This window comes from Streptomyces sp. NPDC048419, assembly GCF_043200415.1.
Classification (GTDB): Bacteria; Actinomycetota; Actinomycetes; order Streptomycetales; family Streptomycetaceae; genus Streptomyces.
Map to the genome: position 1 here is coordinate 173023 of NZ_JBICXT010000002.1, position 25199 is coordinate 198221.

A 25199-nucleotide genomic window follows, 5' to 3' on the forward strand; every position below is an offset into this window, starting at 1 on the left:
CGTCGCCCACGAGAGTGCCCTTAACGCTGTTAAGCTGTCAAGCGTGAGTACGGAGAAACGCGCGCCCCTCGACCGCAAGCGGGTCGCCGACACCGCGCTGAAGCTGCTGAACGAGGTCGGTCTCGACGGCCTGACCCTGCGGGCCATCGCCAAGGAGCTGGACGTCAAGGCACCCGCTCTGTACTGGCACTTCAAGGACAAGCAGGCGCTGCTGGACGAGATGGCGACGGAGATGTACCGGCGGATGGTCGCCGGGACCGCGCTCGACCCCGCCGACACCTGGCAGGAGCGGATGCGCAAGTCCTGCCACGGGCTGCGCGCGGCCCTGCTCGCCTACCGCGACGGCGCACGCGTCTACAGCGGCTCACGCTTCACCGGCACCGACCACGCTCGGGAGATGGAGGAGAACCTGCGCCTGTTCACCGCCGCCGGCTTCACCCTCGCCCGGACGGTCCGCGCGAACGCCACCGCGTACGCGTACACCGTCGGCTTCGTCATCGAGGAACAGGGCGTCCAGCCCCTGCCCGGGGAGCGGCGTGAGGGCTACGACGTGGCGGACCGCGCCCGCATGCTCGCCGACTTCCCCCTCGCGGCCGCGGCCGGCACGGAGATCTTCGAGGACTACGACCGGCACTTCGAAGAGGGCCTGCAGCTGGTGATCGCCGGGGTCGAGGCGCGGTACGCCGGGTAGCCCAAGGGTGGCACCGCGCAAAAGCGACGGGGCGGCCTCCGGGATCCGAGGATCAGGAGGCCGCCCCACCGTCGTGCCGAAGGCGTGAGCGTCACATGGTCTCCCTGCGGGACTCGCTCACCGCTTCACGGACTTCTTCAGGGCCCGGGCGCGGCGGACCACCCGGCGGGCCGTGGAGTTGCGGGGGAGGAAGGCCAGGCGCTCGGGGAGGCCGCCGGGCAGGCCCAGCGAGGTGAGGCGCTTGCGCTTGAAGTAGCGCTTGGTGCGCGGCTTGAGGTGCCGGGAGAGATAGCGCTCCGCCGCCGTGCGCAGACCCGGGTGGATCTGGGACTGCATGGTGTAGCTGAGCGCGGCCATCAGGCCGTCCAGCGTGTCCGCGGCGACCGTCGCCTCGCTCTTGCTGCCCTGAAGGTCCGGGATCAGCGCGTCGGCCAGGACGGCCGGGACCCGGTTGCTGTTCTGGTACGGCGTCAGGCGCTCCAGGAGCGGCTCGGTGCCGATGCGGGCGACCGGGAGGCCGTAGAACGAGGACGCAGTGAACAGCGCCGTGGAGAAGCAGCCCACGACCAGTGCGGGCGGCGACTTCTCGAAGAGGAGCTCGGCGAGGACCGGCAGGTCCAGCACGGTGAGGTCGACGCCGAGCTTGTCCGCCTCGGTCTCCAGCGCACGGCTGTAGCGGGCCGGTGCCGTCGGGTGCGGCTTGAAGACGATCGCCCGGTGGCCGCGCTCGACCGCCCCGCGCATCATCCGCACATGCAGGTCCTCCTCCTCCTCGGGGGAGAGGATGCCCAGCGCGGACAGGTACTGGCCAAGGAGCAGCGCCGAGTCGTCCGGCAGGACGGGCAACTCCGGTACGGAGGCCGTGAGTTCGCCCATCACCTTCAGGAAGGCCTCGGCCGGCAGGACCTGCGCGGGGACCCCGAACTCGGTCAGCAGCATCGGGGTGAGCCCCGGCACCAGATCCAGGTGCAGCAGCCGCCGCACCCGCGTGCCGACCAGCGGGTCGAGCTTGTTGCGCGTGGGGCCGTAGCTCATCAGGCCGTCGGCGTAGACATCGACGGGCGCGTCGGTGAACAGCTGGGCCACGCTCAGCGCGGGGGCGACCTGGATGGACTCCAGGACCAGCTCCACCCGGTCCTCGCCCAGGTCCCAGAGCATGCGCAGATAGCGCTCGAACAGCGGGACGTCGTCCGAGCGCGGGGTCCAGGACCCGGGGTGGAAGGGACGGATGGCCTCGTTCCAGGACACTATGGCGTCGAAGCGGTCGCGCAGCGGCTCGAAGCCCGGCATCTCGTCCACGGGCACGGTGACCTCGGGCGTCGCGGAGTTGTTGAAGACCAGCAGCAGCCGGCGGGCCGGCTCCTGACCGTCCCTCTCCTGGAAGCAGTCCGAGTCGATCGCCGCGGCCAGCGTCGCGGCGCCGTACAGGGTCGAGACGCAGAAGATACGAGTGGTCCGGGACATCAGGCAGCCGCCTTCGCAGTGGTGACCCGGCGGCGCAGCCGCCGCAGCTTGGAGGAGCGGTGGAAGTCCATGGTCTCCAGGACGTCACCGAGGGCGTCCTGCGGCATCCGCTTGATCGCCGCCGCGCTCATGCTCCGCAGCTGCCTGGCCACCGACGGCTCCCACTTGCTCTCGTCGGAGAGATGGTGGGCGATGATCGCGCAGTACGTCCGCACGGCCTTCGGCAGCAGCTTGTCCGCGTCCGGATCCTGCGCGGTCTCCTCGATGACCTGGTCGAAGGCGCGGATGAAGTCGAGCTGGCGGACGTCGCCGATCTGGGTCAGCGAGGAGGCGACCCCGCGCCGGTAGAAGACGCCGAGCAGGCTCACCACGGCGAAGGACTCCGCCTCGCGGTGCAGCTTCCAGATCCACGGCCGGTCCTCCGCGGTGCGCAGGCCGTCGGTGAAGTGGAGCAGGCCCTTGTCGAGCAGCCTGCGGTGGTAGGCGCCGGCCCACGCGTACGCGTAGTCGACGGAGGTGCTGCGGTCGGCGGGCAGGATGGCCTCACGCGGGTCGAACGCCTCCCAGCGGCGCCCGATCGGTACCCGGTGCACGCTGCGTGCGCGGGCGGTGGCCTGGACATGGTCGGTACGGACGAAGTCACAGCCCAACTTCTCGATGGCACCGACCAGTTCGGCGAAGTAGCCGGGGGCCAGCCAGTCGTCGCCGTCCAGGAACGTCAGGTACTCGCCCTGCGCGGCGTCCAGGCCGGTGTTGCGCGCGGTGGCGAGACCCCCGTTCTTCTCATGGCGGATGTAACGCACCTGCGCGACGTCCGAGAGTTGCTCGGCCGCGCGTTCGAGAATGGCCGGAGTTTCGTCCTTGGAATGGTCGTCGACCAGGATGAACTCGAAATCCTGTCGAGCGTTCGACCGAAGGCTTCTAAGGGTGTCCGGGGCGTATTGCTGCACGTTGTAGAACGGCACGATGACGGAAAGCTTTGGCACGTGCGAAAGCGTAGGAGGCCGTCCGTCGGGGGAACTTTCCGGTACCCGTACAGAGGGTGAACTGAATGTGTCGGATCGGTGCATCGCATGTACTTCCGGGGCTTCGGCGAGCCAGTTCGGCTCTCGGCGGGGTGTTGTTAACTTTTTGTTGAGGTGCGGTTGGGCCGCTCCTCGGAATTGCTTCCTAGCGTCTTCGATGTGCCACCAAGTACCTCGAAGCCCACGCGAATCGCCGTACTCGCGGACTCCGACACCCGCTGGAAATGGGGTGCGCTGACCGCGACTCGTATCGCTCCGGGTCCGTCCATGGAAGCCGCATCTCTTGACGACGCGCAAGTCGGTCTCGAGCTGAACGGATTTCTGCTGCGCGGACGGGCGACCCCAACTGCCCGCCAGCTGGCGGAGGTCGGCGTGCGCGCGGACTCCGTCAAGGAGGTCTCGGCCGTCGAGTTCCTGCGCGCCATGGCCGAGGAGTCGTACGACGTCGTCGTGCTCGCGCTCGTCGGCGGCGGCGTCCAGGCGATGCTGCACGGCCTGGGGCGCGTGTGGGAGGGGCGCGCCGACCGCCCCGTGGTCGTCACCGGCTACGTCGGCGTCGTCTACGAGAAGCTCGCCGACGGCCTGCTGCTGCGGCACGGCGCGGACCTCGTCCTCGCCAACTCCCGCCAGGACGCGGAGCGTTTCAGGGCCGTCTACGAGGGAGTGGGCGCCGACGCCTCGTCGGTGACCGAGGTGGCACTGCCGTTCCTCGGCGGTGCTCCCTACGAGGGCGAACGCGAGCCGTCTGCGGAGCAAGGGCGCAGGCCCTACACCGTGGTGTTCGCCGTGCAGCCGTCCGTCCCGGACAACCGCAGGGACCGGGTGTACCTGCTGAACCGGCTGATCCAGCACGCCCGGCTGCACCCCGAGCGCGAAGTACTGCTGAAGCTGCGCTCGCGGCCGGGCGAACACACCACCCACATCGAGGAACTGCCCTACCAGAAGCTGGTCCAGCGGCTCGAGCCGCCGGCCAACTTCCGCCTGGTGTACGGGAACATGGGCGAGGTCCTCGACCGCACCGACCTGCTGGTCACCATCAGCTCGACGGCCGCGCTGGAGTCCCTGCACCGCCGCATCCCCACGGTCGTCCTGACCGACCTGGGCGTGCGCGAGACGCTCGGCAACCACCACTTCGTCGGCTCGGGCTGCCTCGCCTCCTGGGACCAGCTCGACGACGGGCACCGGCCCGTCCCCGACGCGGAGTGGGTGGCCCGGCAGGGAGTCGTGGCCGCGGGTCCCCCCTCCGGGGGAGGGTCCTACGAGGCGGCCTTCGACGCGGCGCGCGAGCGCATCGCCAAGCTGCTCGGCCGGCCCGGCGGCCTGGCGCCGCTGACCCCGTACTACACACCCGCGACCGCCCCCGGCTACCTGCCCGGGATCCTCGCCCGCCACCACCTCGGCCCCGACGGCAGCCCGCTGCCCGGTGCCCCCGCCGCCGGCAAGGAACCCGGACCGGTCCGGCAGATCGTGCGCAGGGCGGCGCGCGGTGCCTACCGGCACGGAGTGCAGCGGGTCGCGCCCGTCATCCGGCGGATGGGCGAGCTGTGAGCCGCACGACCCCATTTCAAGGAGCTGACCCCATGTTCAACCCGCAAGCGGGCCAAGGCGTTTCGGTACGCCGGGTGCTCGCGGTGATCCCCGCGCGCGGCGGCTCCAAGGGCGTGCCCGCGAAGAACCTGCTGCCCGTCGGCGGCGTCCCGCTGGTGGCGCGTGCGGTGCGCGAGTGCCGGGCGTCCCGGCTGGTGACCGACGTCGTGGTGTCCACCGACGACCAGGCCATCGCGGCGGCGGCCCGCGAGGCCGGCGCCGAGATCGTGCTGCGGCCCGCGGCCATCGCCGGGGACACGGCGACCTCCGAGGCGGCGGTGCTGCACGCCATGGACGCGCACGAGGCGCTGCACGGCTCGCCCGTGGACGTGGTGCTGCTGGTGCAGTGCACCAGCCCCTTCATCATCCGCGAGGACGTGGACGGAGTGGTCGAGGCCGTCGTGCAGAACGGCGCCGACACCGCCCACACCGTGGCCCCCTTCCACGGCTTCGTGTGGCGCGACGCGGACTCCACCGACGACATGGCCGTGGCCGGCAGCGTCGCCGAGGCCGACGCGGCCACCGGCGGCGGCTACGGCGTCAACCACGACAAGTCCTTCCGCCCGCGCCGCCAGGACCGTCCCCAGGACTTCCTGGAGACCGGCGCGGTCTACGGCATGGACGCAGCCGGCTTCCGCAAGCACCAGCACCGCTTCTTCGGCCGCACCGAACTGGTCCGCACGGACCCCGCGCGCGTGCTGGAGATCGACGACCCGCACGACATGGCGCGGGCCCGGGCGCTGGCGCCGCTCTTCGACGCGGACCGCCCCGGTTCGCTGCCGACCGCCGACGACGTCGACGCGGTCGTACTGGACTTCGACGGCACCCAGACCGACGACCGGGTGCTGATCGACGCCGATGGAAAGGAGTTCGTCTCCGTGCACCGCGGAGACGGCCTCGGCATCGCCGCCCTGCGCAAGAGCGGGCTGAACATGCTGATCCTCTCCACGGAGAAGAACCCGGTCGTCGCCGCACGGGCCCGGAAGCTGCAGATCCCGGTCCTGCACGGCATCGACCGGAAGGACCTCGCACTGAAGCAGTGGTGCGAGGAGCAGGGCATCGCGCCCGAGCGCGTGCTCTACGTCGGCAACGACGTCAACGACCTCCCGTGCTTCGCCCTCGTGGGCTGGCCCGTGGCGGTCGCGAGCGCCCACGACGTGGTACGCGGCGCCGCCCGTGCGGTCACCACCGTCCCCGGTGGCGACGGCGCGATCCGAGAGATCGCCAGCTGGATCCTCGGCCCCTCTCTCGACTCCCTAACCAAGTAAGGACAGTTCTGCCATGAGCACCAACTCCCGCCTGCGTAAGTTCGGTTCCTCGCGCCTTGCCGGACCGGGCCAGCCGGTCTACATCTGCGGCGAGATCGGCATCAACCACAACGGCGAGCTGGAGAACGCGTTCAAGCTGATCGACGCGGCCGCCGAGGCCGGCTGCGACGCCGTGAAGTTCCAGAAGCGCACCCCCGAGATCTGCACCCCGCGCGACCAGTGGGACATCGAGCGCGACACCCCCTGGGGCCGGATGACCTACATCGACTACCGCCACCGCGTGGAGTTCGGTGAGGACGAGTACCGCCAGATCGACGAGTACTGCAAGGAGCGGGACATCGCCTGGTTCGCCTCCCCGTGGGACACCGAGGCCGTCGCCTTCCTGGAGAAGTTCGACATCCCCGCCCACAAGGTCGCGTCCGCGTCCCTGACCGACGACGAGCTGCTGCGCTCGCTGCGCGCGACGGGCCGCACGGTCATCCTGTCCTCCGGCATGTCGACCCCGAAGCAGATCCGCCACGCGGTCGAGGTGCTGGGCAGCGACAACATCCTTCTCTGCCACGCCACTTCGACGTACCCGGCGAAGGCCGAGGAGCTCAACCTCCGCGTCATCAACACCCTCCAGGACGAGTACCCGAACGTCCCGATCGGCTACTCCGGCCACGAGACGGGCCTGCAGACCACCCTCGCCGCCGTGGCCCTCGGCGCCACCTTCGTCGAGCGCCACATCACCCTGGACCGCGCGATGTGGGGCTCCGACCAGGCCGCCTCCGTCGAGCCGCAGGGCCTGACCCGCCTGGTGCGCGACATCCGCACCATCGAGGCCTCCCTCGGCGACGGCGTCAAGAAGGTCTACGACTCCGAGCTCGGCCCGATGAAGAAGCTGCGCCGTGTCGCGGGCGTCGTCGCCGAGGCGGAGATCGCCGCCGCCGCGGGCGAGCCGGTCTCGGTCTGAACGGTCTGAACACCCTGTAACGCTCTACGACGGGACGGTCGTACGAAGGATGAGCCCCCGCGCCGGGTCAGCCGGCCCCCACACTCTCGCGTTCGTCGAGAGCCCGGTACAGCTGCTCAACGTGCTGGAGTGGGCGCACCTCCATGCCCTCGGGGCCCCGGAGGCATCCGACGCGACATCAGCTCTCACGCTCGTCGTGCTGTCCCCGACCGACCCCATGTCCCGCGGCCAGCTGCGCCGGATGGCCGAGCTGGCGCGGGACGAGGGGCATCAGGTCCGCTGGGAGGAGGCGCGCGGAGGTCCGGGCGCCCCCTTCCAGACCATCGGCGGCCTGACGCCGCTGCTGCGGCGGGCGCGGCGGGTCGTGATGGGCGACCCGTTCTCCCGCTACGTACAGCTCCTGCTGACGATCACCAAGGCCCGTGACCTCGTCGTCGTCGACGACGGCACGGCCACGATGGAGTTCGTCGCGCAGCTCGCCCGCGGGGAACGCCTGGTGCGCTGGCACCGCAAGGGCGGCCGCCCGGGCGCCCGCGACCTGATCTTCGCGCCCGTCTCCTCCTCGGCCCGCCGCCGGCTGACGCCCAGCGACAGACGCAACGTGGAGGTCTTCTCCTCCATGCCGGTGGACGAGAAGCCGGAAGGGGTGACCGTGACGGCGAACGACTTCGCCTGGACCCGGGCCCGCTTCGGCCCGCCCCGGATCACCAAGGGCGCCGACATGGTCGGCACCTCGCTGGTGGAGACCGGCGTGGTCGACGGCGACCACTACCTGGAGGCCGTCCGCTCCCTGGCCAAGGCCCACGGCGCCACCCGCTATTTCGCGCACCGCCGCGAAAGCACCGACAAGCTCCACCGCCTGGCCGCGGAGACGGGCCTGGAGATCGTCCGTCCCGACCTTCCGCTCGAGCTGATCGCCCGCCGCGGCCCGGTGGGCCGCGTCATCCTCAGCTTCCCCTCCACGGTCGTCCACACCCTCCCGCTCGCCCTGGCCGGCACGGAGGTCCGCGTAGCGGTCTGCGACATCGACCCGGCCTGGCTGACCGAGAACGCCTCGCCCCGGGCCCAGGGCTTCCTGTCCGGCGTGACGGGCAAGGCCCGGGACGTGACGCGCCTGTCGGCGGTCACAGCGGCCTGAACGCTCCGTGAGGGGGCCCGGCCCCCCTCAGCCGTCCTTCTGTGCCAGCAGGTACGCCCGCGGCCGCTTCTCCTCGCCCGTCGGCTCCCGCAGGACGCGTGCCCGTAGGTGCAGGCCGGCCTTGACCAGGTGCTCCGCGACGGAGTCGGGCGTGCGCCAGTAGTAGTCGAGGGCGATGTCGTGGCCGAAGCGCTCCGTCATGCGGAGGTGGCCCTGCTCGTCGCCGCTCTGGAAGCCGAGCAGAACGTGGCCGCCGGGCACCAGGACGCGGTGGAACTCGGCGAAGGCCGTCGGCAGGTGGTCGTCCGGGACGTGGATGACCGAGTAGAGGGCGAGCACACCGCCCAGCGTGGCGTCCGGCAGATCCAGCGACGTCATCGAGCCCACGTGGAAGCGGATCCCGGGATGCGCCTGCCGGGCGAGGGCCACCATGCCGGGGGAGACGTCCACCCCGAAGGCCGGGACACCGAGGGCGTCGAGCCGCGCGGTGACATACCCGGGACCGCTGCCGACGTCCGCGACGGGCGCCGTACCGGACGCCCGGACGAGTTCGGCGAAGGCGGTGACGAGGGCCAGATCCAGCGGCCGGTCACCCAGATGGTCGGCGAACTGCTCGCTGTAGGGCTTGGCGATCGCGTCGTAGGAGACTCGTGTGGTGTACAGGAAATCCGGGCCGGCCGGTTTCTCGGAGCTCACGCGCCGCACCCTACTGGGGGGCGCCAGGCACCCGGGCGCCGTCCCGACAGATGGAACAGAACCGCCGAGGCGGTGCGGAGCGTGGTATGCGTAGAGAAAACACAGGTTTACCCATCTCAACTCGCAGCCATGCGTCGAGCGGCCAGTTTTTCTTCCCCTCAGGGGTTGAACTTTTGTTGATCGAGGGTCGGTCGGCCACTGTGGCGTCCTACCCTGCAGAGGGTGAAGCAACTGATGTCTCTTGAGCCCGAGGTCGATCTTCCCGGGGAAGCCGCGCTTCCCGGCACGCTGCCCGAGGATCTGCGTGCCGAACTCGTAGCCTTCCGGCGCGACTTGCACATGCACCCCGAACTCGGCAACCAGGAGTTCCGCACCACCGCCGCGATCAAGGAACGGCTCGAGGCCGCGGGCCTGGCGCCGCGCGTGCTCGCCATGGGTACGGGACTCGTCTGCGACATCGGTGAGTGGGACGGCGCGACGCCCATGCTCGGCCTGCGCGCCGACATCGACGCCCTGCCCATCCCGGACATGAAGACGGAGTGCGCCTACCGCTCCACCGTCCCGGACCGCGCGCACGCGTGCGGGCACGACGTGCACACCACCGTGGTCCTCGGCGCCGGCCTGGTCCTGGCCGGCCTGCACCGCCGCGGCCTGCTCCCGCGGCCGGTCCGGCTCATCTTCCAGCCCGCCGAGGAGGTGCTGCCCGGCGGCGCCGCCGACGCGATCGGGTGCGGCGTGCTCGACGGCGTGGGCCGGATGATCGCCGTGCACTGCGACCCCAGGGTGGACGCCGGCCGTATCGGCCTGCGTGAGGGCGCCATCACCTCCGCCTGCGACCGGCTCGAGATCGGCCTCGACGGACCCGGCGGGCACACCGCCCGGCCCCACCTGACCACCGACCTGGTCACCGCCGCGGCCCGCGTCGTCGTCGACGTGCCCGCCGTGATCGGCCGGCGCGTGGACACCCGCAGCGGGCTCGCCATCACCTGGGGCCGGATCGAGTCCGGGCACGCCCCGAACGTCATCCCGCAGCACGCCGAGCTCTCCGGGACCGTCCGCTGCCTCGACCTCGCCGCCTGGCGGCAGGCACCGGACATGGTCGTCGCCGCCATCGACGAGGTCGCCAACCTGCACGGCGCCAAGTCGGAGATCAACTACGTGCGCGGCGTCCCGCCCGTGGTCAACGACCCGGACGTGACGGAGCTGCTGCGCGACGCCATGACCGCGCGCCGGGGCGCGCAGTCCGTGGAGAGCACCGAGCAGAGCCTCGGCGGCGAGGACTTCTCCTGGTACCTGGAGCACGTGCCCGGCGCCATGGCCCGCCTCGGCGTCCGCACCCCGGGCGAGCGCACGGTGCGCGATCTGCACCAGGGCGACTTCGACGCCGACGAGTCGGCGATCACCGTGGGCGTGGAGCTGTTCACGGCCGCGGCACTGCTGGACGCGGACGCCCGCTGAGCGGCCGGGGCCCCCGCGGGGGCCCTCCGCCGTCCGGCGCAACCCGGTTGTAAGCCATTCGTTCACCCATCGAAATCAACCGCGGACGACCGCAAGGCACCAAGTTCAGACGGTGTTTGCCTCGAATCGATAACGGCTTCGCGAGAGGTGTTTTTCTGACATCTACGCGCGTTACGATGCCGCGAAGCCAACGCCGCCGGGGCGTTCCGGCTCGAGCACTGGCATGGTGCTCACATCAAGCGCCGACGAGGCGCTCAGGTCAGGTGAAGGAGCCTTCCCGTGCGCCGGGTAGCCAAGCTTTCCGCTGCGTGTATCGCCACCGCAGCTCTCGCACTGTCTGCCACTGCATGTGGCAGCACCTCGTCCGACAGTGGCAGCTCCTCGTCCGCCTCCTCCGGCGGCGGCAAGGGTGTCAAGATCGGCCTCGCCTTCGACGTCGGCGGCCGTGGAGACCGTTCCTTCAACGACTCCGCCGCCCGTGGCGCCGACAAGGCCAAGAACGACTTCGGCGGCTCGATCAAGGAGCTGACCGCCAAGACCTCCGACACGGAGGCCGACCGCGAGCAGCGCCTGACCGACCTGGCGGACGCCGGTTACAACCCCATCGTCGGCGTCGGCTTCTCCTACGCCACCTCGATGCAGAAGGTCGCCGCGAAGTACCCGAAGATCAACTTCGGCATCGTCGACTCGGTCGTCGAGGGCAAGAACGTCAACAGCATCACCTTCACCGAGGAGCAGGGCTCGTACCTGGCCGGTGTCGCCGCGGCGCTGAAGACCAAGAAGAACCAGGTCGGCTTCATCGGTGGTGTCGACACCCCGCTGATCAAGAAGTTCGAGGCGGGTTACGTCCAGGGCGTCAAGGACACCAACGCCAAGGTCAAGGTCGACGTGCAGTACCTCACGCACGGCTCCGACCTCTCCGGCTTCTCCAGCCCCGACAAGGGCAAGGAGGCCGCGCAGGGCATGCTCGACAAGGGCGCCGACGTCATCTACACGGCGGCCGGCTCCTCGGGCAACGGCGCGATCGAGGCCGTCCACGGCGTCAAGGGCGCCTGGGCCATCGGCGTGGACTCCGACCAGTACAACATCCCTGGTCTGGCCGCGTACAAGAGCTCGATCCTGACCTCGATGGTCAAGAACGTGGACGTCGGTGTGTACGACTTCATCAAGTCCGTGCACGACGGCAAGCCGCTGACCGGCAACCAGGTCTACTCGCTGTCCAAGGGCGGTGTCTCCCTGGCGACCAGCGGTGGCTTCATCGACGACATCCAGCCCAAGCTGGACGCCGCCAAGAAGAAGATCGTCGACGGCTCCATCAAGGTCAAGACCACTCCGTGACCTGACGGTTCCCGCCGGACCACGGCTCGGCGAAGGGGCGCTCGACAACCCCCTCGCCGAGCCATAACAATGTGTCAACTCTACGCGTGTAGCGTGGAGTTGCCGCGCTAGCGTCGCCGACGCCTGCCCTCGCCTACGCAGCCCCTTTCCCCCAGGAGAGTGCGCCATCAACGCGTCCAGCCCTCCCGCAGCCGTCGAACTGCGCGGCATCACCAAACGCTTCCCCGGTGTCGTCGCCAACAAGGACATCGACATCACCGTCGCCGCGGGCACCGTCCACGCGCTCTGCGGTGAGAACGGCGCCGGCAAGTCCACCCTGATGAAGATCCTCTACGGCATGCAGCAGCCGGACGAGGGCACCATCGCGGTGGGCGGCGAGCGGGTCGTCTTCAACAACCCCGCAGACGCCATCGCGCGCGGCATCGGCATGGTGCACCAGCACTTCATGCTCGCCGACAACCTCACCGTGCTGGAGAACATCGTCCTCGGCGCGGAGAAGCTGCACGGCATCGGCGCCAAGGCCCGCGCCAAGATCAAGGAGATCTCCGAGGCGTACGGTCTGAACGTACGGCCCGACGTCCTGCTGGAGCAGCTCGGTGTCGCCGACCGTCAGCGCGTGGAGATCCTCAAGGTCCTCTACCGCGGCGCCAAGACCCTCATCCTCGACGAGCCCACCGCCGTCCTCGTGCCGCAGGAGGTCGACGCCCTCTTCGACAACCTGCGTGAGCTGAAGGCCGAGGGGCTCACCGTCATCTTCATCTCCCACAAGCTGGGCGAGGTGCTCTCCGTCGCCGACACGATCACCGTCATCCGGCGCGGCACCACGGTCGGCACGGTCGACCCGCGCAGCACCACCTCCAAGCAGCTCGCCGAGCTGATGGTCGGCAGCGAACTGCCCACGCCCGAGACCGAGGAGTCCACGGTCACGGACGTCCCGATGCTGGCGGTGTCGGGGCTGCACATGAGCCAGACGGACCTCGACGGCGTCGAGCGGATCATCCTCGACGAGATCGACTTCACCATCCACAAGGGCGAGGTCCTCGGGATCGCCGGTGTGGAGGGCAACGGCCAGTCCGAGCTGGTCGAGGCGATCATCGGCATCCGCGACCCCGACGCCGGCTCCGTCACGCTCGACAGCACGGACATCTCCCACGCGCCCACCCGCCGCCGCCGCGAGGCAGGCGTCGGCTACATCCCCGAGGACCGCCACCGCCACGGCCTCCTCCTCGAGGCCCCGCTGTGGGAGAACCGTATCCTCGGCCATGTCAGCGAGCGCCCCAACTCCCACGGCCAGCTGCTCGACATCAAGGGCGCCCGCGCCGACACCGAGCGCATCATCGAGGCCTACGACGTCCGTACGCCGGGCATCGAGGTGACCGCGGCGTCCCTGTCCGGCGGCAACCAGCAGAAGCTGATCGTCGGCCGCGAGATGAGCCACTCGCCCAAGCTGCTCATCGCCGCCCATCCCACCCGCGGTGTGGACGTCGGTGCGCAGGCCGCGATCTGGGACCACATCCGCGAGGCCCGCCGCGAGGGCCTGGCCGTGCTGCTGATCTCCGCCGACCTGGACGAGCTCATCGGGCTCTCCGACACCCTGCGGGTGATGTACCGCGGCCGTCTGGTCGCCGACGCCGACCCCGCCACGATCACCCCCGAGGAGCTGGGCTCCGCCATGACGGGTGCGGCCTCCGGCCACCTGGAGCACGCAGAGGACGACGACCGATGAAGAAGCTGACCCAACGCATCGACAAGGAGCGGCTGCTCCTCGGCATCGCGGCGCCCCTGCTGGCGATCGTCGCCGCGATCGTCGTCACCACGCTGGTCATCCTCGCCACCGGCAAGAACCCGGGCGACGCCTTCAGCGACATGGTGACCTACGGCTCCGCCAGCGACAGCCAGGTCTACATCCTGAACAAGGCGACGACGTACTACCTGGCGGGTGTCGCGGTGGCCATCGGCTTCCGCATGAACCTGTTCAACATCGGCGTCGACGGCCAGTACCGGATCGCCGCGTTCTTCGCCGCGGTCCTCGGCGGGGCGCTGACCCTGCCCGGCTGGATCTCCATCCCGCTGATCATCCTGTGCGCCATGGCCACGGGTGCCCTGTGGGCGGCCATCGCGGGTGTGCTGAAAGTGACCCGAGGGGTCAGCGAGGTCATCTCGACCATCATGCTGAACTCGATCGCCACCGCGGTCATCGCCTACCTCCTCCAGCCGGGGAAGCTCGCCGAGCTGCAGAGCGGCGGCACGGTGGTCTCCACCAAGCCGCTGCCCAAGAGCTCGTACTTCTTCAGCTTCAACACCGGCGCCTCCGGTGAGCTGTGGGGCTTCATCGTCATCGCCGTGCTCGTCGGCATCGCGTACTGGTTCGTGCTCGGCCGCACCCGCTTCGGCTTCGACCTGCGCACCGTCGGCCAGTCCGAGAGCGCGGCCTCCGCGAGCGGTGTGTCGGTGAAGAAGATGGTCGCCACCAGCATGATCATCTCGGGTGCGGTGGCCGGTCTGATCGGCATGCCGACCCTGCTCAACGACAGCCACCAGTTCAGCAACGACTTCCCGTCGGGCATCGGCTTCACCGGTATCGCCATCGCGCTGCTCGGCCGCAACAACCCCGTGGGCATCGCCCTCGGCGCCCTGCTGTGGGGCTTCCTGGAGCGCACCACCAACCACCTGGAGTTCCAGGGGTACGACAAGGAGATCCTCGGCGTCATCCAGGGCGTCATCGTCCTGTGCGTCGTCATCGCCTACGAGGTCGTACGCCGCTACGGCCTCAAGCGCCAGCAGCAGCGGGTCGGCGCCGAGCTCGCCGCCCAGGCCGCCGCCCCGACCGAGAAGCAGGAGGTGGCGTGATGAGTGCCACGATGACCGACACGCCGCCGCCCGCGGCGCCCAAGGCGGACACCGGCCGCTCCGGCTCGGGCCGCCCGATCGGCCGGATCCTCACCATCCTCGCGGCCGGCCTGGCCCTGGTCGCCGTGGTCCGCATCATCACCGGCGCCGACCAGCTCACCTCCGAGGGGCAGATCTCCGCGGCCCTCGGTCTCGCCGTGCCGATCGGTCTCGCCGGTCTCGCGGGTCTGTGGTCCGAGCGGTCCGGCGTGGTCAACATCGGCCTCGAAGGCATGATGATCCTCGGCACCTTCGGCGCCGGCTGGATCGGCTGGCAGTCCAGCCCCTGGCTCGGCCTGCTGTGCGGCATCGGCTTCGGTGTCCTCGGCGGCCTGGTGCACGCCGTCGCCACCGTCACCTTCGGCGTCGACCACATCGTCTCCGGTGTCGCGGTCAACCTGCTCGCGCTGGGCGCCACCCAGTACCTCGCCAAGCTCTTCTTCTCGGAGGGCAAGGCGGCCGACGCGGGCGGCAACCCCAAGCAGTCCCCGCCGGTGGGCTCGCTGCCCAACTTCGACATCCCCGGCCTCTCGGACGCCCTGCACTCCGTCGAGAACCACCACTGGTTCGTGATCTCCGACATCGCGGGCATCCTCGGCGGCCTGGTCACCGACCTGTCCGTGGTGACGATCCTGGCCATGGTGCTCTTCATCGGCAGCTGGTGGGTGCTGTGGCGCACCTCGTTCGGTCTGCGCCTGCGCTCCTGCGGCGAGAACCCGATCGCCGCGGAGTCCCTCGGCGTCAACGTCTACCGCTACAAGTACGTGGCCGTGGCCATCTCCGGCGGCCTCGCCGGCCTCGGCGGCGCCTTCCTCGCACTGGTCACCTCGCACACCTACCTCGAGGGCCAGACCGGCGGGCGCGGCTACATCGGCCTGGCGGCCATGATCTTCGGCAACTGGCGGCCGGGCGGACTCGCCATGGGCGCGGGCCTGTTCGGCTACTCCGACGCGCTCCAGCTGCGCAACGGCGGCGAGACCGTCCACGCCCTGCTGCTCCTGCTGTTCGTGCTCCTGCTGGCCCTGGCCGGCTGGAAGCTCTACAAGAAGGCGCTGTGGCAGGCCGCGACCAGCGCGGTCATCTCCGTGCTGATCCTGGCCTGGTACCTGACCACCGACGAGGTCCCGAGCGACTTCGTGGGCGCCACCCCGTACGTCGTCACGCTGCTGGTGCTGTCGCTGTCCGCGCAGCGCCTGCGGATGCCGAAGGCGGACGGCATGCGCTACCGGAAGGGCCAGGGCAAGTGACCTCGCAGGCCGGCGTCGACTGGGAGGCGCTGCGCGCCGTGGCCCGCGAGGCCATGACCCACGCGTACGCCCCCTACTCGGGCTACCGCGTCGGGGTCGCCGCCCTGGTCGACGACGGCCGGACGGTCTCCGGCTGCAACGTGGAGAACGCCAGCTACGGCCTCGGCCTGTGTGCCGAGTGCGGGCTGGTCTCGGAGCTGCAGCGCACCGGGGGTGGCCGCCTGACGCACTTCACCTGCGTCGACGGCCGCGGCGAGATCCTGGTCCCGTGCGGCCGCTGCCGCCAGCTGCTCCAGGAGCACGGGGGCCCGGACCTGCTGCTGGAGACCCCGGCGGGGATCCTCCCGCTCTCGGAGATGCTGCCCCAGGCCTTCGGCCCGGACCATCTCACCCAGTAACTCCCGTGCGGCCCCTCCGACTTCGGCGCAGGGGCCGCGCACTTCCAGGAACCTCGGAAGGAACGCACGTCATGGCCATGGACGTTATCTCCGTCATCCGCACCAAGCGGGACCGCGGCGAACTCAGCGACGAGCAGATCGACTGGGTCATCGACGCGTACACCCGCGGGGAGGTCGCCGACGAGCAGATGTCCGCACTCGCGATGGCCATCCTGCTCAACGGCATGAACCGCCGTGAGATCGCCCGCTGGACGGCCGCGATGATCGCCTCCGGCGAGCGGATGGAGTTCTCGTCGCTGTCCCGCCCGACGGCCGACAAGCACTCGACGGGCGGCGTCGGCGACAAGATCACGCTTCCGCTGGCGCCTCTGGTGGCCGCCTGCGGCGCGGCGGTGCCGCAGCTGTCGGGCCGCGGCCTCGGCCACACCGGCGGCACCCTGGACAAGCTGGAGTCGATCCCGGGCTGGCGCGCCCTGCTGTCCAACGAGGAGATGCTGAACGTCCTCGACACCACCGGCGCGGTGATCTGCGCGGCGGGCGACGGCCTGGCCCCCGCGGACAAGAAGCTCTACGCGCTGCGGGACGTCACCGGCACGGTCGAGGCGATCCCCCTGATCGCCTCCTCCATCATGTCCAAGAAGATCGCGGAGGGCACGGGCTCCCTGGTCCTCGACGTGAAGGTCGGCACCGGTGCCTTCATGAAGACCATCGAGGACGCGCGGGAGCTGGCCTCCACCATGGTGGGCCTGGGCACCGACCACGGCGTGAAGACGGTCGCGCTGCTGACGGACATGTCGACCCCGCTGGGTCTCACGGCGGGCAACGCCCTGGAGGTCCGCGAGTCGCTGGAGGTCCTGGCGGGCGGCGGCCCCTCGGACGTCGTGGAACTGACCCTGGCCCTCGCCCGCGAGATGCTCGACGCGGCGGGCGTGCACGACGCCGACCCGGCGAAGGCGCTGGCCGACGGCTCCGCGATGGACGTCTGGCGCCGCATGATCGCGGCCCAGGGCGGCGACCCGGACGCCGCACTGCCCACCTCCCGCGAGCAGCAGGTGATCAAGGCTCCCTCGGCGGGCGTCCTGACCCGCCTCGACGCCTACGGCATCGGCGTCGCTGCCTGGCGCCTCGGCGCGGGCCGCGCCCGCAAGGAGGACCCGGTGCAGGCGGCGGCGGGCGTCGAACTCCACGCCAGGCCGGGCGCCACGGTGGCCGCGGGCCAGCCCCTGCTGACCCTGCACACCGACACCCCCGAGCGCTTCGAGTACGCGCTCCAGGCCCTGGAGGGCTCCTACGACATCGGGGCCGCGGACACGGAGTTCAAGGCGGCGCCCGTCGTGCTGGAGCGAATCGCCTGACCCTCGCCGCGTCGCGAAGGGGCCGGTCCCGCGGGACCGGCCCCTTCGGCCTGTCCGGGCTCAGCCGAGCAGGGCGGCCACCACCACGAGTACGGGCACGGACAGGATCGTCGACAGCAGGATCGAGTCCCGCGCCAGGCCCTCCGCCACCCGGTAACGGCTCGCGTACGTGTACAGGTTCTGCGCGGCCGGCAGCGCCGACGTCACCACCACGTCGAGGAGCCGGGAGCCGTGCAGGCCGAAGACACCTGCAGCGAGCGCCCAGGCGACCACCGGCTGGCCCACCGCCTTCAGGGCCACCGAGAGGAACACCGGGCCCTTTTCGGCGCCCCGGCCCGGCATCGTGCTGCCGCACAGGGAGATGCCGAACGCCAGCAGGACCGCCGGGACGGACATGTTGGCGATCAGCGTCAGCGGGTCCATGACCGGGTCCGGGACGCGGACACCGGCCGCGGCGACCGCGACGCCGGCGAGCGAGCAGACCGCGATCGGGTTGCGCAGCGGCGTGAGCAGCCGCATCCACAGCGGGCCCTTCTCGCCCTTGCCGGACAGGTCGAGGATCGTCAGCGCGATCGGGGTGACCGCGATGATCTGGAACAGCAGCACCGGCGCCACCAATGAGGCGTCGCCCAGCACGTACACGGCGATCGGGATGCCGAGGTTGCCGGAGTTGACGTAGCTGGAGCACAGGGCGCCGATCGTGGTGCGGCCCACGCCCCAGCCCCGTACGGCACCGACCGCGACGAAGACACCGGCGGCCGCCGCCGTGCTCATGGCCGTCACCAGCAGCCGGCTGGAGAAGATCACCGACAGGTCGGCCTTCGCGAGGGTCGTGAAGAGCAGCGCCGGTGACGCCACGTGGAAGGCCAGCTTGGTCAGCACCTCGCGCCCGTGCTCGCCGAGATGGCCCCGCCGGCCGATGACGTAGCCGACCGCGATGACGACCGCGATGACCGCGAAGCCCGTCAACACCCCCTGCACGGCGCCTCCTCAGGGCAGAGGAAGCCGTCGGGTATCCGAGGCGGTGCTGATCCGTGGGGCATACAGCCAACCCTCCGGGGGAGAAGGGCCGCAGGTCAATGTGATCCCGGTCGGCGGACACGGCAGTACCGGAGGCGGGTCCGCGCGAACAGAAGTGCGCGACCCGATGAGTTCCGGGTGTCCGGCCGGTCTACAGATCGTGGATGCCGTGACACCCGCCGTACTCGTCCTGCCCGGCCCCGTCACCCGTGACGAGGTGACCGGGCTCTGCGACGACGTGCGCGACCTGCTGGAGTCCACCGGCGCCGGGGTCGTCGTGGTCGACGTCGCGGCCATAGGGCCCTCGGGGCTCGGTGCCGTCGATCTGCTCGCCCGGCTGGAGCTGTCCGCCCGCCGGGCCGGGGGCCGGATCCGGCTGCGGGACCCCACCCCCTCCCTACACGCCCTCCTGAATCTGGTCGGGCTCCGCTTCGAGATGGAGGGGCAGGCCGAACAGCGGGAACCACCGCTTCGTGTCCAGGAAGAAGTGGAACCCGGTGAGCCCGCCGTCTGAGATCTCCAGCACCTGCACCGCCCACGGGGTGTAGCCGCCCTGCTCCGGGTCCGGCTTGTACTGGGCGAACCCCGGCAGGCCGTTGACCTGCACCGGCACCAGACGGGAGCCCTCACAGGCCGCGCCCAGCGTCGTCATGAAGCCCGTGATGTCGTCGTGGCCGGTCAGCCACAGGTCGAACGGCGGCATCGTCATGACGGCGTCCTCGTGCAGCAGGGTCGTCAGCGCCGTCATGTCGTACCCCTCGAAGGCCGCGACGTAGCGGTCGAGGAGTTTCTGCTGGTCCTCGTCCAGCGGGTCGGAGACGGCCGCGTGCACCGCCTTCTCGTCCCGCTCGGCGAGCGTCGCACGGGCCCGCTGGAGCGCGCTGTTGACCGAGGCGACCGAGGTGTCGAGCAGCTCGGCGACCTCGCTCGCCTTCCAGGCCAGCACCTCGCGCAGGATGAGCACAGCGCGCTGCTTGGACGGCAGCTGCTGGAGCGCGGCCATGAAGGCGAGCCGCACGGACTCCTTGGCGACGGCCGCCTCCGCCGGGTCGTCCGTCGTGGGCAGCACGCGGTTGTCCGGCATCGGCTCGAGCCAGGTGTTGTCCGGGCGGGGGGAGAGGGCGGCCTGGGCGAGGGGCGTCGACTCGCTCAGGTCCATCGGCCGGGCGCGCTTGTTGCCCGCCGTCAGCATGTCCAGGCAGACGTTCGTCGCGATGCGGTACAGCCAGGAGCGCAGGCTGGAACGGCCCTCGAACTTCTCGTAGCTCCGCCAGGCGCGGACCATGGTGTCCTGCACCGCGTCCTCGGCCTCGAAGGAGGAGCCGAGCATGCGGTAGCAGTAGCCGGTCAGCTCGACCCGGTGTTTCTCCAGCCTGATGTCGAGGTCCGCTGTCGTCGTCCCCGTACCGTCGCTCATCGTCCACCCACCCCTGTGGATTGTCTGTCGCGCGCCTTTGCGCCCAGCACCTTGGAAGCTACCGCAGGGCACTGACAATGGCGTCCGGAGTGGGAGAAGGCGCAGGTCAGGAGGGGGTGGTGGGGCAGCGACTACGCCGTGACCGGCGGCCGCGCGGCGACCCGCGCCGCGCGCGAGCCGAACACCGTGATCGTCACGACCCCCAGCACGGCCAGCAGGCCGACCCCGACGGTCCCGGACCAGCCCGTGGCGTGGAAGGCCACCGCGCCGACCGTGCTGCCGGCACTGGAGCCGATGTAGTACGCGGACTGGTAGAGGGCCGCGGCCTGCGCGCGTCCGTGGGTCGCCGTCTTGCTGACCGCCGACGACGCGACCGCGTGGCCCGCGAAGAACCCGGCGGTGATCAGCACCAGGCCCAGCAGGACCGGTACGAGGGACCCGACGAGGGTCAGCAGCAGGCCCGCCGCCGTCGTGCCGCCCGCCAGGTACAGGGCACCGCGGCGGCCCAGCCGCCCGACCAGCCGGCCCGCGGTCGAGGCGGAGACCGTGCCCACCAGGTACACCAGGAAGATCGACCCGATGATGCCCTGCGGCAGTGAGAACGGCGCCTCCGTCAGGCGGTAGCCGATCACCGTGTAGACGCCGCCGAAGACCGTCATGAACAGCGCGCCGATCGCGTACAGCCGGCGCAGCAGCGGGTCGGCGAGGTGGTCGCGCACCGTACGGGCCAGGACCCGCGGCCGCAGCGAGCCCGCCTTGAAGTGGCGCGGGGCGGGCAGCAGCAGCCGGAAGGCCACCGCGCAGCCGACCGCGATCACGCCGATCACGCCCACCGCGACACGCCAGCCCCACTCCTGCGCGACCCATCCGGTGATGACACGGCCGCTCATCCCGCCGACGCTGTTGCCCGCGACGAACAGCCCGATCGCCGTGACCAGCGCCCTGGGCCGGACCTCCTCCGCCAGGTACGCGGTCGCCGAGGCGGGCAGCCCGGCCAGCGCCGCACCCTGCACGGCCCGCAGCACGACCAGTGTGGTCAGCGAGGGCGCGAAGGGGACCAGGAGCCCCACCGTCACCGCGACGGCGAGCGAGCCGGTCATCACCGTACGGCGGCCGAACCGCTCCGACAGGGCGCTCATCGGCAGCACGAACACCGCGAGGCCGCCGGTCGCGCCCGCCACCGTCCAGCTCGCCGAACTCGCCGCCACCCCGAACTCGCCCGAGATCAGCGGCAGCAGGGCCTGCGTGGAGTAGAGCAGCGCGAAGGTCGCGACGCCCGCGAGGAAGAGGGCGAAGCTCATCCGGCGGTAGCCGGGGCCGCCCGGGGTCAGACGGGTGTCGGTGGCAGGGGCGAGGGGAGCGGCGTCCACGACGGTGGACGCCCCGGTATCGGCGGGAGACATGCTTCGAAGCTACGTACGCCCCTACTCATCCGTCCAATGCACGGAATTGCCATAATCGTTCCCATGGCGCATCAACACAGCTCACGGCCTCGCCTGTCACCGTCCAGTGACACAGAAGACATGGTGATGTTGCTGGCTCCCCGTCTCGCGCACTTCGCGGGAGTCGCCCGTACCGAGCACGTCACCCGGGCCGCGCAGGAACTCCAGGTGCCGCAGTCGACCCTGTCCCGGGCCATGGTCCGCCTGGAACAGGACCTGGGCGTCGACCTGTTCGCCCGGCACGGCCGCACCGTCTCCCTCACCCCGGCCGGCCGTACCTTCCTCGCCTCGGTCGAGCGGGCGCTCGCCGAGATCGAGCGGGCCGCCGACGAGGTCCGCGCGGACGCCGACGCCACCACCGGCAAGGTCGCCTTCGGCTTTCTGCACACGATGGGTGCGGAGACGGTCCCGGGCCTGCTCCAGGCCTTCCGCGTCGACCATCCGCGCGTCCGCTTCAGCCTGGTGCAGAACTACGGCGAGGCGATGCTGGAGAAGCTGCGGGCGGGGGAGCTGGACCTCTGCCTGACCTCGCCGGTCCCGGACGCCCCGGGGCTCGTCGCCCGCCGTCTCGACGAGCAGAAGCTCCGTCTGGTCGTGCCCGCCGACCATCCGCTCGCGGCCCGCCGCCGCATCCGCCTGGCGGAGGCGTCCGACGAGACCTTCGTGACGCTCGAACCCGGCTACGGCCTGCGCCGCATCACCGACCACCTCTGCCTGGAGGCCGGCTTCCGGCCCAGGATCGCCTTCGAGGGGGAGGAGACGGAGACGCTCCGGGGCCTGGTGGCCGCGGGCCTGGGCGTCGCCCTCCTGCCCCCACCGACCGTGCCCCGCCCGGGAGTTGCCGAACTGGCCATCACCGGCCAGCGGGCGGTGCGCGAGATCGGGGTGGCCTGGCTCGACGGCCACCCGGACACACCCCCGGTGGCGGCCTTCAAGAAGTTCCTGCTGTCGAGGAGAGGCAGCCTGCTGCCCGACTAGCCGTCGGTCATCGGCGCAGTGACTTGCCGAACCCCACGGCCAGCGGCATCCGCAGCCCCAGAGGGGGCGGAGCCGCGAACGCGTCCTCGACCGGCCGGGAGTAGGCCCGCCCGAACAGGCTCCCCATCACGAAGTTCTCGGCCAGCGCCTGCACTTCACCGCGGTACTGATGCAACCCGTGCCCGTCGGAGTGGACTTCGAAGCGGCACACGTCCCGGTTCGCCTTCTTCGCCCGCGCCGCCAGCCGGAAGGACAGCTCGGGGTCGCAGACACCGTCGTTGGTGCCGTGCACCATCAGCACCCGGCGCCCGACCAGCTGCTTCACCGGTTCGGGCGAGGCGGCGACGTCCTCCTCCGGCAGCCAAGGGCCTATCGCCAGCACGGAGTTGACGGCTTCGTGCCCGCCCGCGCGCAGCGCCGCCCGGCCGCCCATGTCGACACCGGCGAGGCAGATCGAGACGTCGCCGTACCGTCGTACGACCTCGTCGGCGGCCCAGGTGGCGTCGCGCGCCAGATGGGCCTCGCTGCCGTTCCAGCCGCGGTAGCGGTAGTGGACGACATGCGTGGCGAGGCCCTCGTCGCGGCCCGCGCGGGCCAGCCGTCTGCCCAACGCGCGTACGGATGCTGTCGCCATCATGGGGGACGGTCTGCGGGCCGATTCCTCGGCACCGCCGGGGAGCAGCAGGACCACTCCGCTCACCGCTGTCGGCTCCGGGCCGAGTGCCCGCCCCAGCCGGGCCCGGATCGGCATCGCTTGGTGCGCCATGACAGAACAGTGTCAGAAGCATGGGTGTACTCGACCCGTACTTGCGGTCACCGTTACGTATCGACGGAACTGTACAGCGCGCGGTCTACGCGCGTAGGGGATAGAGTGCGGAAATGACGAGCCAGGCCATCTCGAAGACCCCGACGCCGGACCGGATCCGCCGGGCGCCGAAGGTTCTGCTGCACGACCACCTCGACGGCGGCCTCCGCCCGGGGACGATCGTCGAACTCGCCCGTGAACAGGGCTACTCACGCCTCCCGGAGGCCGACCCCGGCAAGCTCGGGCTCTGGTTCCGCGAGGCCGCCGACTCCGGTTCGCTGGAGCGGTATCTGGAGACCTTCTCCCACACCGTCGGCGTGATGCAGACCCGCGACGCCCTCGTCCGGGTCGCCCGCGAGTGCGCCGAGGACCTCGCCGAGGACGGCGTGGTCTACGCCGAGGTGCGGTACGCCCCCGAGCAGCACCTCGAAGGCGGGCTCACCCTCGAAGAGGTCGTCGAGGCCGTCAACGAGGGCTTCAGGCAAGGGGAGCAGCTGGCCCGCGCGAACGGCCACCGGATCCGCGTCGGTGCCCTGCTCACCGCCATGCGGCACGCCGCCCGCGCCCTGGAGATCGCGGAACTCGCGAACCGCTACCGGGACTTGGGCGTCGTCGGCTTCGACATCGCGGGAGCGGAGGCCGGTTACCCGCCCACCCGGCACCTCGACGCCTTCGAATACCTCAAGCGCGAGAACAACCACTTCACCATCCACGCCGGCGAGGCCTTCGGGCTGCCGTCCATCTGGCAGGCACTCCAGTGGTGCGGCGCCGACCGGCTCGGGCACGGCGTGCGCATCATCGACGACATCGAGGTGGAGGCCGACGGCTCGGTGAAGCTCGGCCGGCTCGCCTCCTACGTCCGCGACAAGCGCATCCCGCTGGAGCTGTGCCCCAGCTCCAACCTCCAGACCGGCGCGGCGGCGTCGTACGCCGAGCATCCGATCGGTCTGCTGCGCAAGCTGCACTTCCGTGCGACCGTGAATACGGACAATCGACTTATGTCGGGCACGAGTATGAGCAGGGAATTCGAGCACCTGGTCGAGGTGTTCGGTTATTCGCTCGACGACCTCCAGTGGTTCTCCGTCAATGCGATGAAATCAGCGTTCATTCCTTTCGATGAACGACTCGCGATGATCAATGACGTGATCAAGCCCGGATACGCCGAGCTGAAGTCCGAATGGCTGTTCCAGCAGACCGCCTCCACCAGCGGTTCTGTGGATTCGGAGGCATGACCGAAAAAATCGGGGTGTGAGGGATGCGGACGGGTATTCACAACCCGTCCGCATTTCGATGTTTGCGGCGGGCGGGTGTGCGTGTTTACGGTCTTGGACACCGCTCACTTCCCCGTAATCCATTTCGAGGACGCATTTTCATGAAGCAGTCTGCTGCCAAGACCCTCGGTGTCGCCGCTCTCGGTGCTGCCTTCGCAGCCACGGGCGCGGGTGCCGCGAACGCGGCTTCGGCGGTTCCGGACGCCTCCGGAACGCTGGACTCCGTCACCAGCCAGCTCCCGGCGCAGAACGTCTCCCAGGCGCTCCCCGGCGCCCAGGCGGCGGTGGCCCAGGGCAAGCCCGCCATCGAGCGCGGTCTGGCCTCCGTGCAGCCGGCCGCCCAGCGGGCCATCGCCGACGGTCCGTCCACGCCGGTCGCCGGCCTGCTCGGCGGTCTGCCGGTGCAGGGTGGCGTGCCGGTGAAGGGCCTGCCGCTCGGCTGATCCACCCGCACAACGCGCCGATGGGGCGCACCCCTTGGACACGGGGTGCGCCCCATCGGCGTACGTACGAGCAGCTGTCACCAGGCCGTGCGGGCGGCCGCCTTCTCCTCCGAGGGCAGCAGGATCCACAGCGCTATGTAGAGCAGGAACTGCGGGCCCGGCAGCAGGCAGGAGAGCAGGAAGATCACGCGCATCGTGGTCGCGGAGGTGCCGAAGCGCCGCGCCAGACCGGCGCACACGCCGCCGATCATGCGGCCGTGGGTGGGGCGGACGAGGGCGGACATGTGCGGCTCCTTCGTGAGCGTCGGTAAGAG

At 70.6% G+C, this 25199-nt stretch carries 24 protein-coding genes; 16 read left to right on the plus strand and 8 right to left on the minus strand.

Going from position 1 to position 25199, the window contains the following annotated elements:
* The first annotated feature begins 43 nt into the window (after positions 1–43).
* Positions 44–691, plus strand: a complete 648-nt coding sequence (locus ACGFYN_RS04730; RefSeq protein ID WP_393864300.1) for a TetR/AcrR family transcriptional regulator — start codon at positions 44–46, stop codon at positions 689–691.
* A 117-nt stretch (positions 692–808) separates the two neighbouring features.
* Here ACGFYN_RS04730 and ACGFYN_RS04735 read toward each other — a convergent pair whose 3' ends face one another.
* Entirely contained in the window at positions 809–2155 is a 1347-nt protein-coding gene (locus tag ACGFYN_RS04735) for an alpha-2,8-polysialyltransferase family protein (protein ID WP_393864301.1), read from the minus strand.
* Positions 2155–3141, minus strand: coding sequence for a glycosyltransferase family 2 protein (locus ACGFYN_RS04740; protein WP_393864302.1), 987 nt, complete (start codon positions 3139–3141; stop codon positions 2155–2157). Before ACGFYN_RS04740 ends, ACGFYN_RS04735 begins: the two co-directional genes overlap by 1 nt.
* Before the next feature lie 198 nt (positions 3142–3339).
* On the opposite strand from ACGFYN_RS04740, the gene ACGFYN_RS04745 reads away from it, so the two are divergent.
* Genes ACGFYN_RS04745 through ACGFYN_RS04760 form a run of 4 tightly spaced genes read left to right on the plus strand, consistent with a single transcriptional unit; the run spans position 3340 to position 8128 of the window.
* Positions 3340–4728 (plus strand): DUF6716 putative glycosyltransferase, encoded by a 1389-nt coding sequence (locus tag ACGFYN_RS04745; RefSeq protein ID WP_393864303.1) that lies wholly within the window; start codon positions 3340–3342, stop codon positions 4726–4728.
* Between the two features lie 32 nt (positions 4729–4760).
* Positions 4761–6035, plus strand: a complete 1275-nt coding sequence (locus ACGFYN_RS04750) for a cytidylyltransferase domain-containing protein (protein ID WP_393864304.1) — start codon at positions 4761–4763, stop codon at positions 6033–6035.
* A gap of 13 nt (positions 6036–6048) precedes the next feature.
* Positions 6049–6990 carry an N-acetylneuraminate synthase family protein gene (locus ACGFYN_RS04755; protein ID WP_393864305.1) on the plus strand — a complete coding sequence of 314 codons (942 nt, stop codon included), beginning with the start codon at positions 6049–6051 and terminating at the stop codon, positions 6988–6990.
* A 49-nt stretch (positions 6991–7039) separates the two neighbouring features.
* The gene (locus ACGFYN_RS04760) at positions 7040–8128 is read left to right on the plus strand and encodes a hypothetical protein (RefSeq protein ID WP_393864306.1); all 1089 of its coding nucleotides are present in this window, start codon (positions 7040–7042) and stop codon (positions 8126–8128) included.
* A 27-nt stretch (positions 8129–8155) separates the two neighbouring features.
* Here ACGFYN_RS04760 and ACGFYN_RS04765 read toward each other — a convergent pair whose 3' ends face one another.
* Complete coding sequence (locus tag ACGFYN_RS04765) at positions 8156–8824, minus strand: class I SAM-dependent methyltransferase (protein ID WP_393864307.1); 669 nt, start codon at positions 8822–8824, stop codon at positions 8156–8158.
* 234 nt (positions 8825–9058) lie between these two features.
* Between ACGFYN_RS04765 and ACGFYN_RS04770 the strand changes: the two genes are divergently transcribed.
* The 7 genes from ACGFYN_RS04770 (at position 9059) to ACGFYN_RS04800 (ending at position 17509) form a co-directional block, all read left to right on the plus strand.
* Positions 9059–10282, plus strand: a complete 1224-nt coding sequence (locus ACGFYN_RS04770; RefSeq protein WP_393864848.1) for a M20 family metallopeptidase — start codon at positions 9059–9061, stop codon at positions 10280–10282.
* A gap of 279 nt (positions 10283–10561) precedes the next feature.
* Complete coding sequence (locus ACGFYN_RS04775) at positions 10562–11620, plus strand: BMP family protein (protein ID WP_393864308.1); 1059 nt, start codon at positions 10562–10564, stop codon at positions 11618–11620.
* Between the two features lie 199 nt (positions 11621–11819).
* Positions 11820–13346 (plus strand): ABC transporter ATP-binding protein, encoded by a 1527-nt coding sequence (locus ACGFYN_RS04780; protein WP_393864849.1) that lies wholly within the window; start codon positions 11820–11822, stop codon positions 13344–13346.
* Positions 13343–14470, plus strand: a complete 1128-nt coding sequence (locus ACGFYN_RS04785; RefSeq protein ID WP_393864309.1) for an ABC transporter permease — start codon at positions 13343–13345, stop codon at positions 14468–14470. The genes ACGFYN_RS04780 and ACGFYN_RS04785 overlap by 4 nt, the downstream gene beginning before the upstream one ends.
* Positions 14470–15756 carry an ABC transporter permease gene (locus ACGFYN_RS04790; RefSeq protein WP_393864310.1) on the plus strand — a complete coding sequence of 429 codons (1287 nt, stop codon included), beginning with the start codon at positions 14470–14472 and terminating at the stop codon, positions 15754–15756. The genes ACGFYN_RS04785 and ACGFYN_RS04790 overlap by 1 nt, the downstream gene beginning before the upstream one ends.
* Positions 15753–16154 carry a cytidine deaminase gene (locus ACGFYN_RS04795; protein WP_393864311.1) on the plus strand — a complete coding sequence of 134 codons (402 nt, stop codon included), beginning with the start codon at positions 15753–15755 and terminating at the stop codon, positions 16152–16154. Before ACGFYN_RS04790 ends, ACGFYN_RS04795 begins: the two co-directional genes overlap by 4 nt.
* A 77-nt stretch (positions 16155–16231) precedes the next feature.
* On the plus strand, positions 16232–17509 hold the full coding sequence (locus ACGFYN_RS04800; RefSeq protein WP_393864850.1) for a thymidine phosphorylase: 1278 nt from the start codon (positions 16232–16234) through the stop codon (positions 17507–17509).
* Between the two features lie 60 nt (positions 17510–17569).
* Here the strand turns inward: ACGFYN_RS04800 and ACGFYN_RS04805 are convergent, their stop codons facing one another.
* On the minus strand, positions 17570–18490 hold the full coding sequence (locus ACGFYN_RS04805; protein WP_393864312.1) for an AEC family transporter: 921 nt from the start codon (positions 18488–18490) through the stop codon (positions 17570–17572).
* Between the two features lie 166 nt (positions 18491–18656).
* Here ACGFYN_RS04805 and ACGFYN_RS04810 point away from each other — a divergent pair, with 166 nt between their 5' ends.
* The gene (locus ACGFYN_RS04810) at positions 18657–19043 is read left to right on the plus strand and encodes an STAS domain-containing protein (RefSeq protein WP_393864313.1); all 387 of its coding nucleotides are present in this window, start codon (positions 18657–18659) and stop codon (positions 19041–19043) included.
* Here ACGFYN_RS04810 and ACGFYN_RS04815 read toward each other — a convergent pair.
* Positions 18927–19946 (minus strand): sigma-70 family RNA polymerase sigma factor, encoded by a 1020-nt coding sequence (locus ACGFYN_RS04815; RefSeq protein WP_393864314.1) that lies wholly within the window; start codon positions 19944–19946, stop codon positions 18927–18929. The two genes, ACGFYN_RS04810 and ACGFYN_RS04815, sit on opposite strands and share 117 nt — an antisense overlap.
* A gap of 131 nt (positions 19947–20077) precedes the next feature.
* Positions 20078–21349 (minus strand): MFS transporter, encoded by a 1272-nt coding sequence (locus ACGFYN_RS04820; protein WP_393864315.1) that lies wholly within the window; start codon positions 21347–21349, stop codon positions 20078–20080.
* A gap of 63 nt (positions 21350–21412) precedes the next feature.
* On the opposite strand from ACGFYN_RS04820, the gene ACGFYN_RS04825 reads away from it, so the two are divergent.
* On the plus strand, positions 21413–22366 hold the full coding sequence (locus tag ACGFYN_RS04825; protein ID WP_393864316.1) for a LysR substrate-binding domain-containing protein: 954 nt from the start codon (positions 21413–21415) through the stop codon (positions 22364–22366).
* Between the two features lie 7 nt (positions 22367–22373).
* Here the strand turns inward: ACGFYN_RS04825 and ACGFYN_RS04830 are convergent, their stop codons facing one another.
* Positions 22374–23132 (minus strand): alpha/beta hydrolase, encoded by a 759-nt coding sequence (locus tag ACGFYN_RS04830; protein WP_393864317.1) that lies wholly within the window; start codon positions 23130–23132, stop codon positions 22374–22376.
* Positions 23133–23245: 113 nt separating this feature from the next.
* Between ACGFYN_RS04830 and ACGFYN_RS04835 the strand changes: the two genes are divergently transcribed.
* Positions 23246–24403, plus strand: a complete 1158-nt coding sequence (locus ACGFYN_RS04835; protein ID WP_393864318.1) for an adenosine deaminase — start codon at positions 23246–23248, stop codon at positions 24401–24403.
* A gap of 140 nt (positions 24404–24543) precedes the next feature.
* A complete protein-coding gene (locus tag ACGFYN_RS04840; protein WP_393864319.1) occupies positions 24544–24885 on the plus strand; it encodes an ATP-binding protein in 342 nt (113 codons plus the stop codon).
* 77 nt (positions 24886–24962) lie between these two features.
* Here the strand turns inward: ACGFYN_RS04840 and ACGFYN_RS04845 are convergent, their stop codons facing one another.
* The gene (locus tag ACGFYN_RS04845; RefSeq protein ID WP_393864320.1) at positions 24963–25169 is read right to left on the minus strand and encodes a PspC domain-containing protein; all 207 of its coding nucleotides are present in this window, start codon (positions 25167–25169) and stop codon (positions 24963–24965) included.
* Positions 25170–25199 lie beyond the last annotated feature (30 nt).

Excerpts from the sequence above, each read along its gene's own strand:
- ACGFYN_RS04790 (WP_393864310.1), top strand. The coding sequence starts at position 14,470 with ATGAGTGCCACGATGACCGACACGCCGCCGCCCGCGGCGCCCAAGGCG.
- ACGFYN_RS04820 (WP_393864315.1), bottom strand. The coding sequence starts at position 21,349 with ATGTCTCCCGCCGATACCGGGGCGTCCACCGTCGTGGACGCCGCTCCC.
- ACGFYN_RS04770 (WP_393864848.1), top strand. The coding sequence starts at position 9,059 with ATGTCTCTTGAGCCCGAGGTCGATCTTCCCGGGGAAGCCGCGCTTCCC.
- ACGFYN_RS04845 (WP_393864320.1), bottom strand. The coding sequence starts at position 25,169 with ATGTCCGCCCTCGTCCGCCCCACCCACGGCCGCATGATCGGCGGCGTG.
- ACGFYN_RS04760 (WP_393864306.1), top strand. The coding sequence starts at position 7,040 with ATGAGCCCCCGCGCCGGGTCAGCCGGCCCCCACACTCTCGCGTTCGTC.
- ACGFYN_RS04735 (WP_393864301.1), bottom strand. The coding sequence starts at position 2,155 with ATGTCCCGGACCACTCGTATCTTCTGCGTCTCGACCCTGTACGGCGCC.
- ACGFYN_RS04830 (WP_393864317.1), bottom strand. The coding sequence starts at position 23,132 with ATGGCGCACCAAGCGATGCCGATCCGGGCCCGGCTGGGGCGGGCACTC.
- ACGFYN_RS04815 (WP_393864314.1), bottom strand. The coding sequence starts at position 19,946 with ATGAGCGACGGTACGGGGACGACGACAGCGGACCTCGACATCAGGCTG.
- ACGFYN_RS04825 (WP_393864316.1), top strand. The coding sequence starts at position 21,413 with ATGGCGCATCAACACAGCTCACGGCCTCGCCTGTCACCGTCCAGTGAC.
- ACGFYN_RS04810 (WP_393864313.1), top strand. The coding sequence starts at position 18,657 with ATGAGTTCCGGGTGTCCGGCCGGTCTACAGATCGTGGATGCCGTGACA.
- ACGFYN_RS04785 (WP_393864309.1), top strand. The coding sequence starts at position 13,343 with ATGAAGAAGCTGACCCAACGCATCGACAAGGAGCGGCTGCTCCTCGGC.
- ACGFYN_RS04840 (WP_393864319.1), top strand. The coding sequence starts at position 24,544 with ATGAAGCAGTCTGCTGCCAAGACCCTCGGTGTCGCCGCTCTCGGTGCT.
- ACGFYN_RS04755 (WP_393864305.1), top strand. The coding sequence starts at position 6,049 with ATGAGCACCAACTCCCGCCTGCGTAAGTTCGGTTCCTCGCGCCTTGCC.
- ACGFYN_RS04835 (WP_393864318.1), top strand. The coding sequence starts at position 23,246 with ATGACGAGCCAGGCCATCTCGAAGACCCCGACGCCGGACCGGATCCGC.
- ACGFYN_RS04800 (WP_393864850.1), top strand. The coding sequence starts at position 16,232 with ATGGACGTTATCTCCGTCATCCGCACCAAGCGGGACCGCGGCGAACTC.
- ACGFYN_RS04750 (WP_393864304.1), top strand. The coding sequence starts at position 4,761 with ATGTTCAACCCGCAAGCGGGCCAAGGCGTTTCGGTACGCCGGGTGCTC.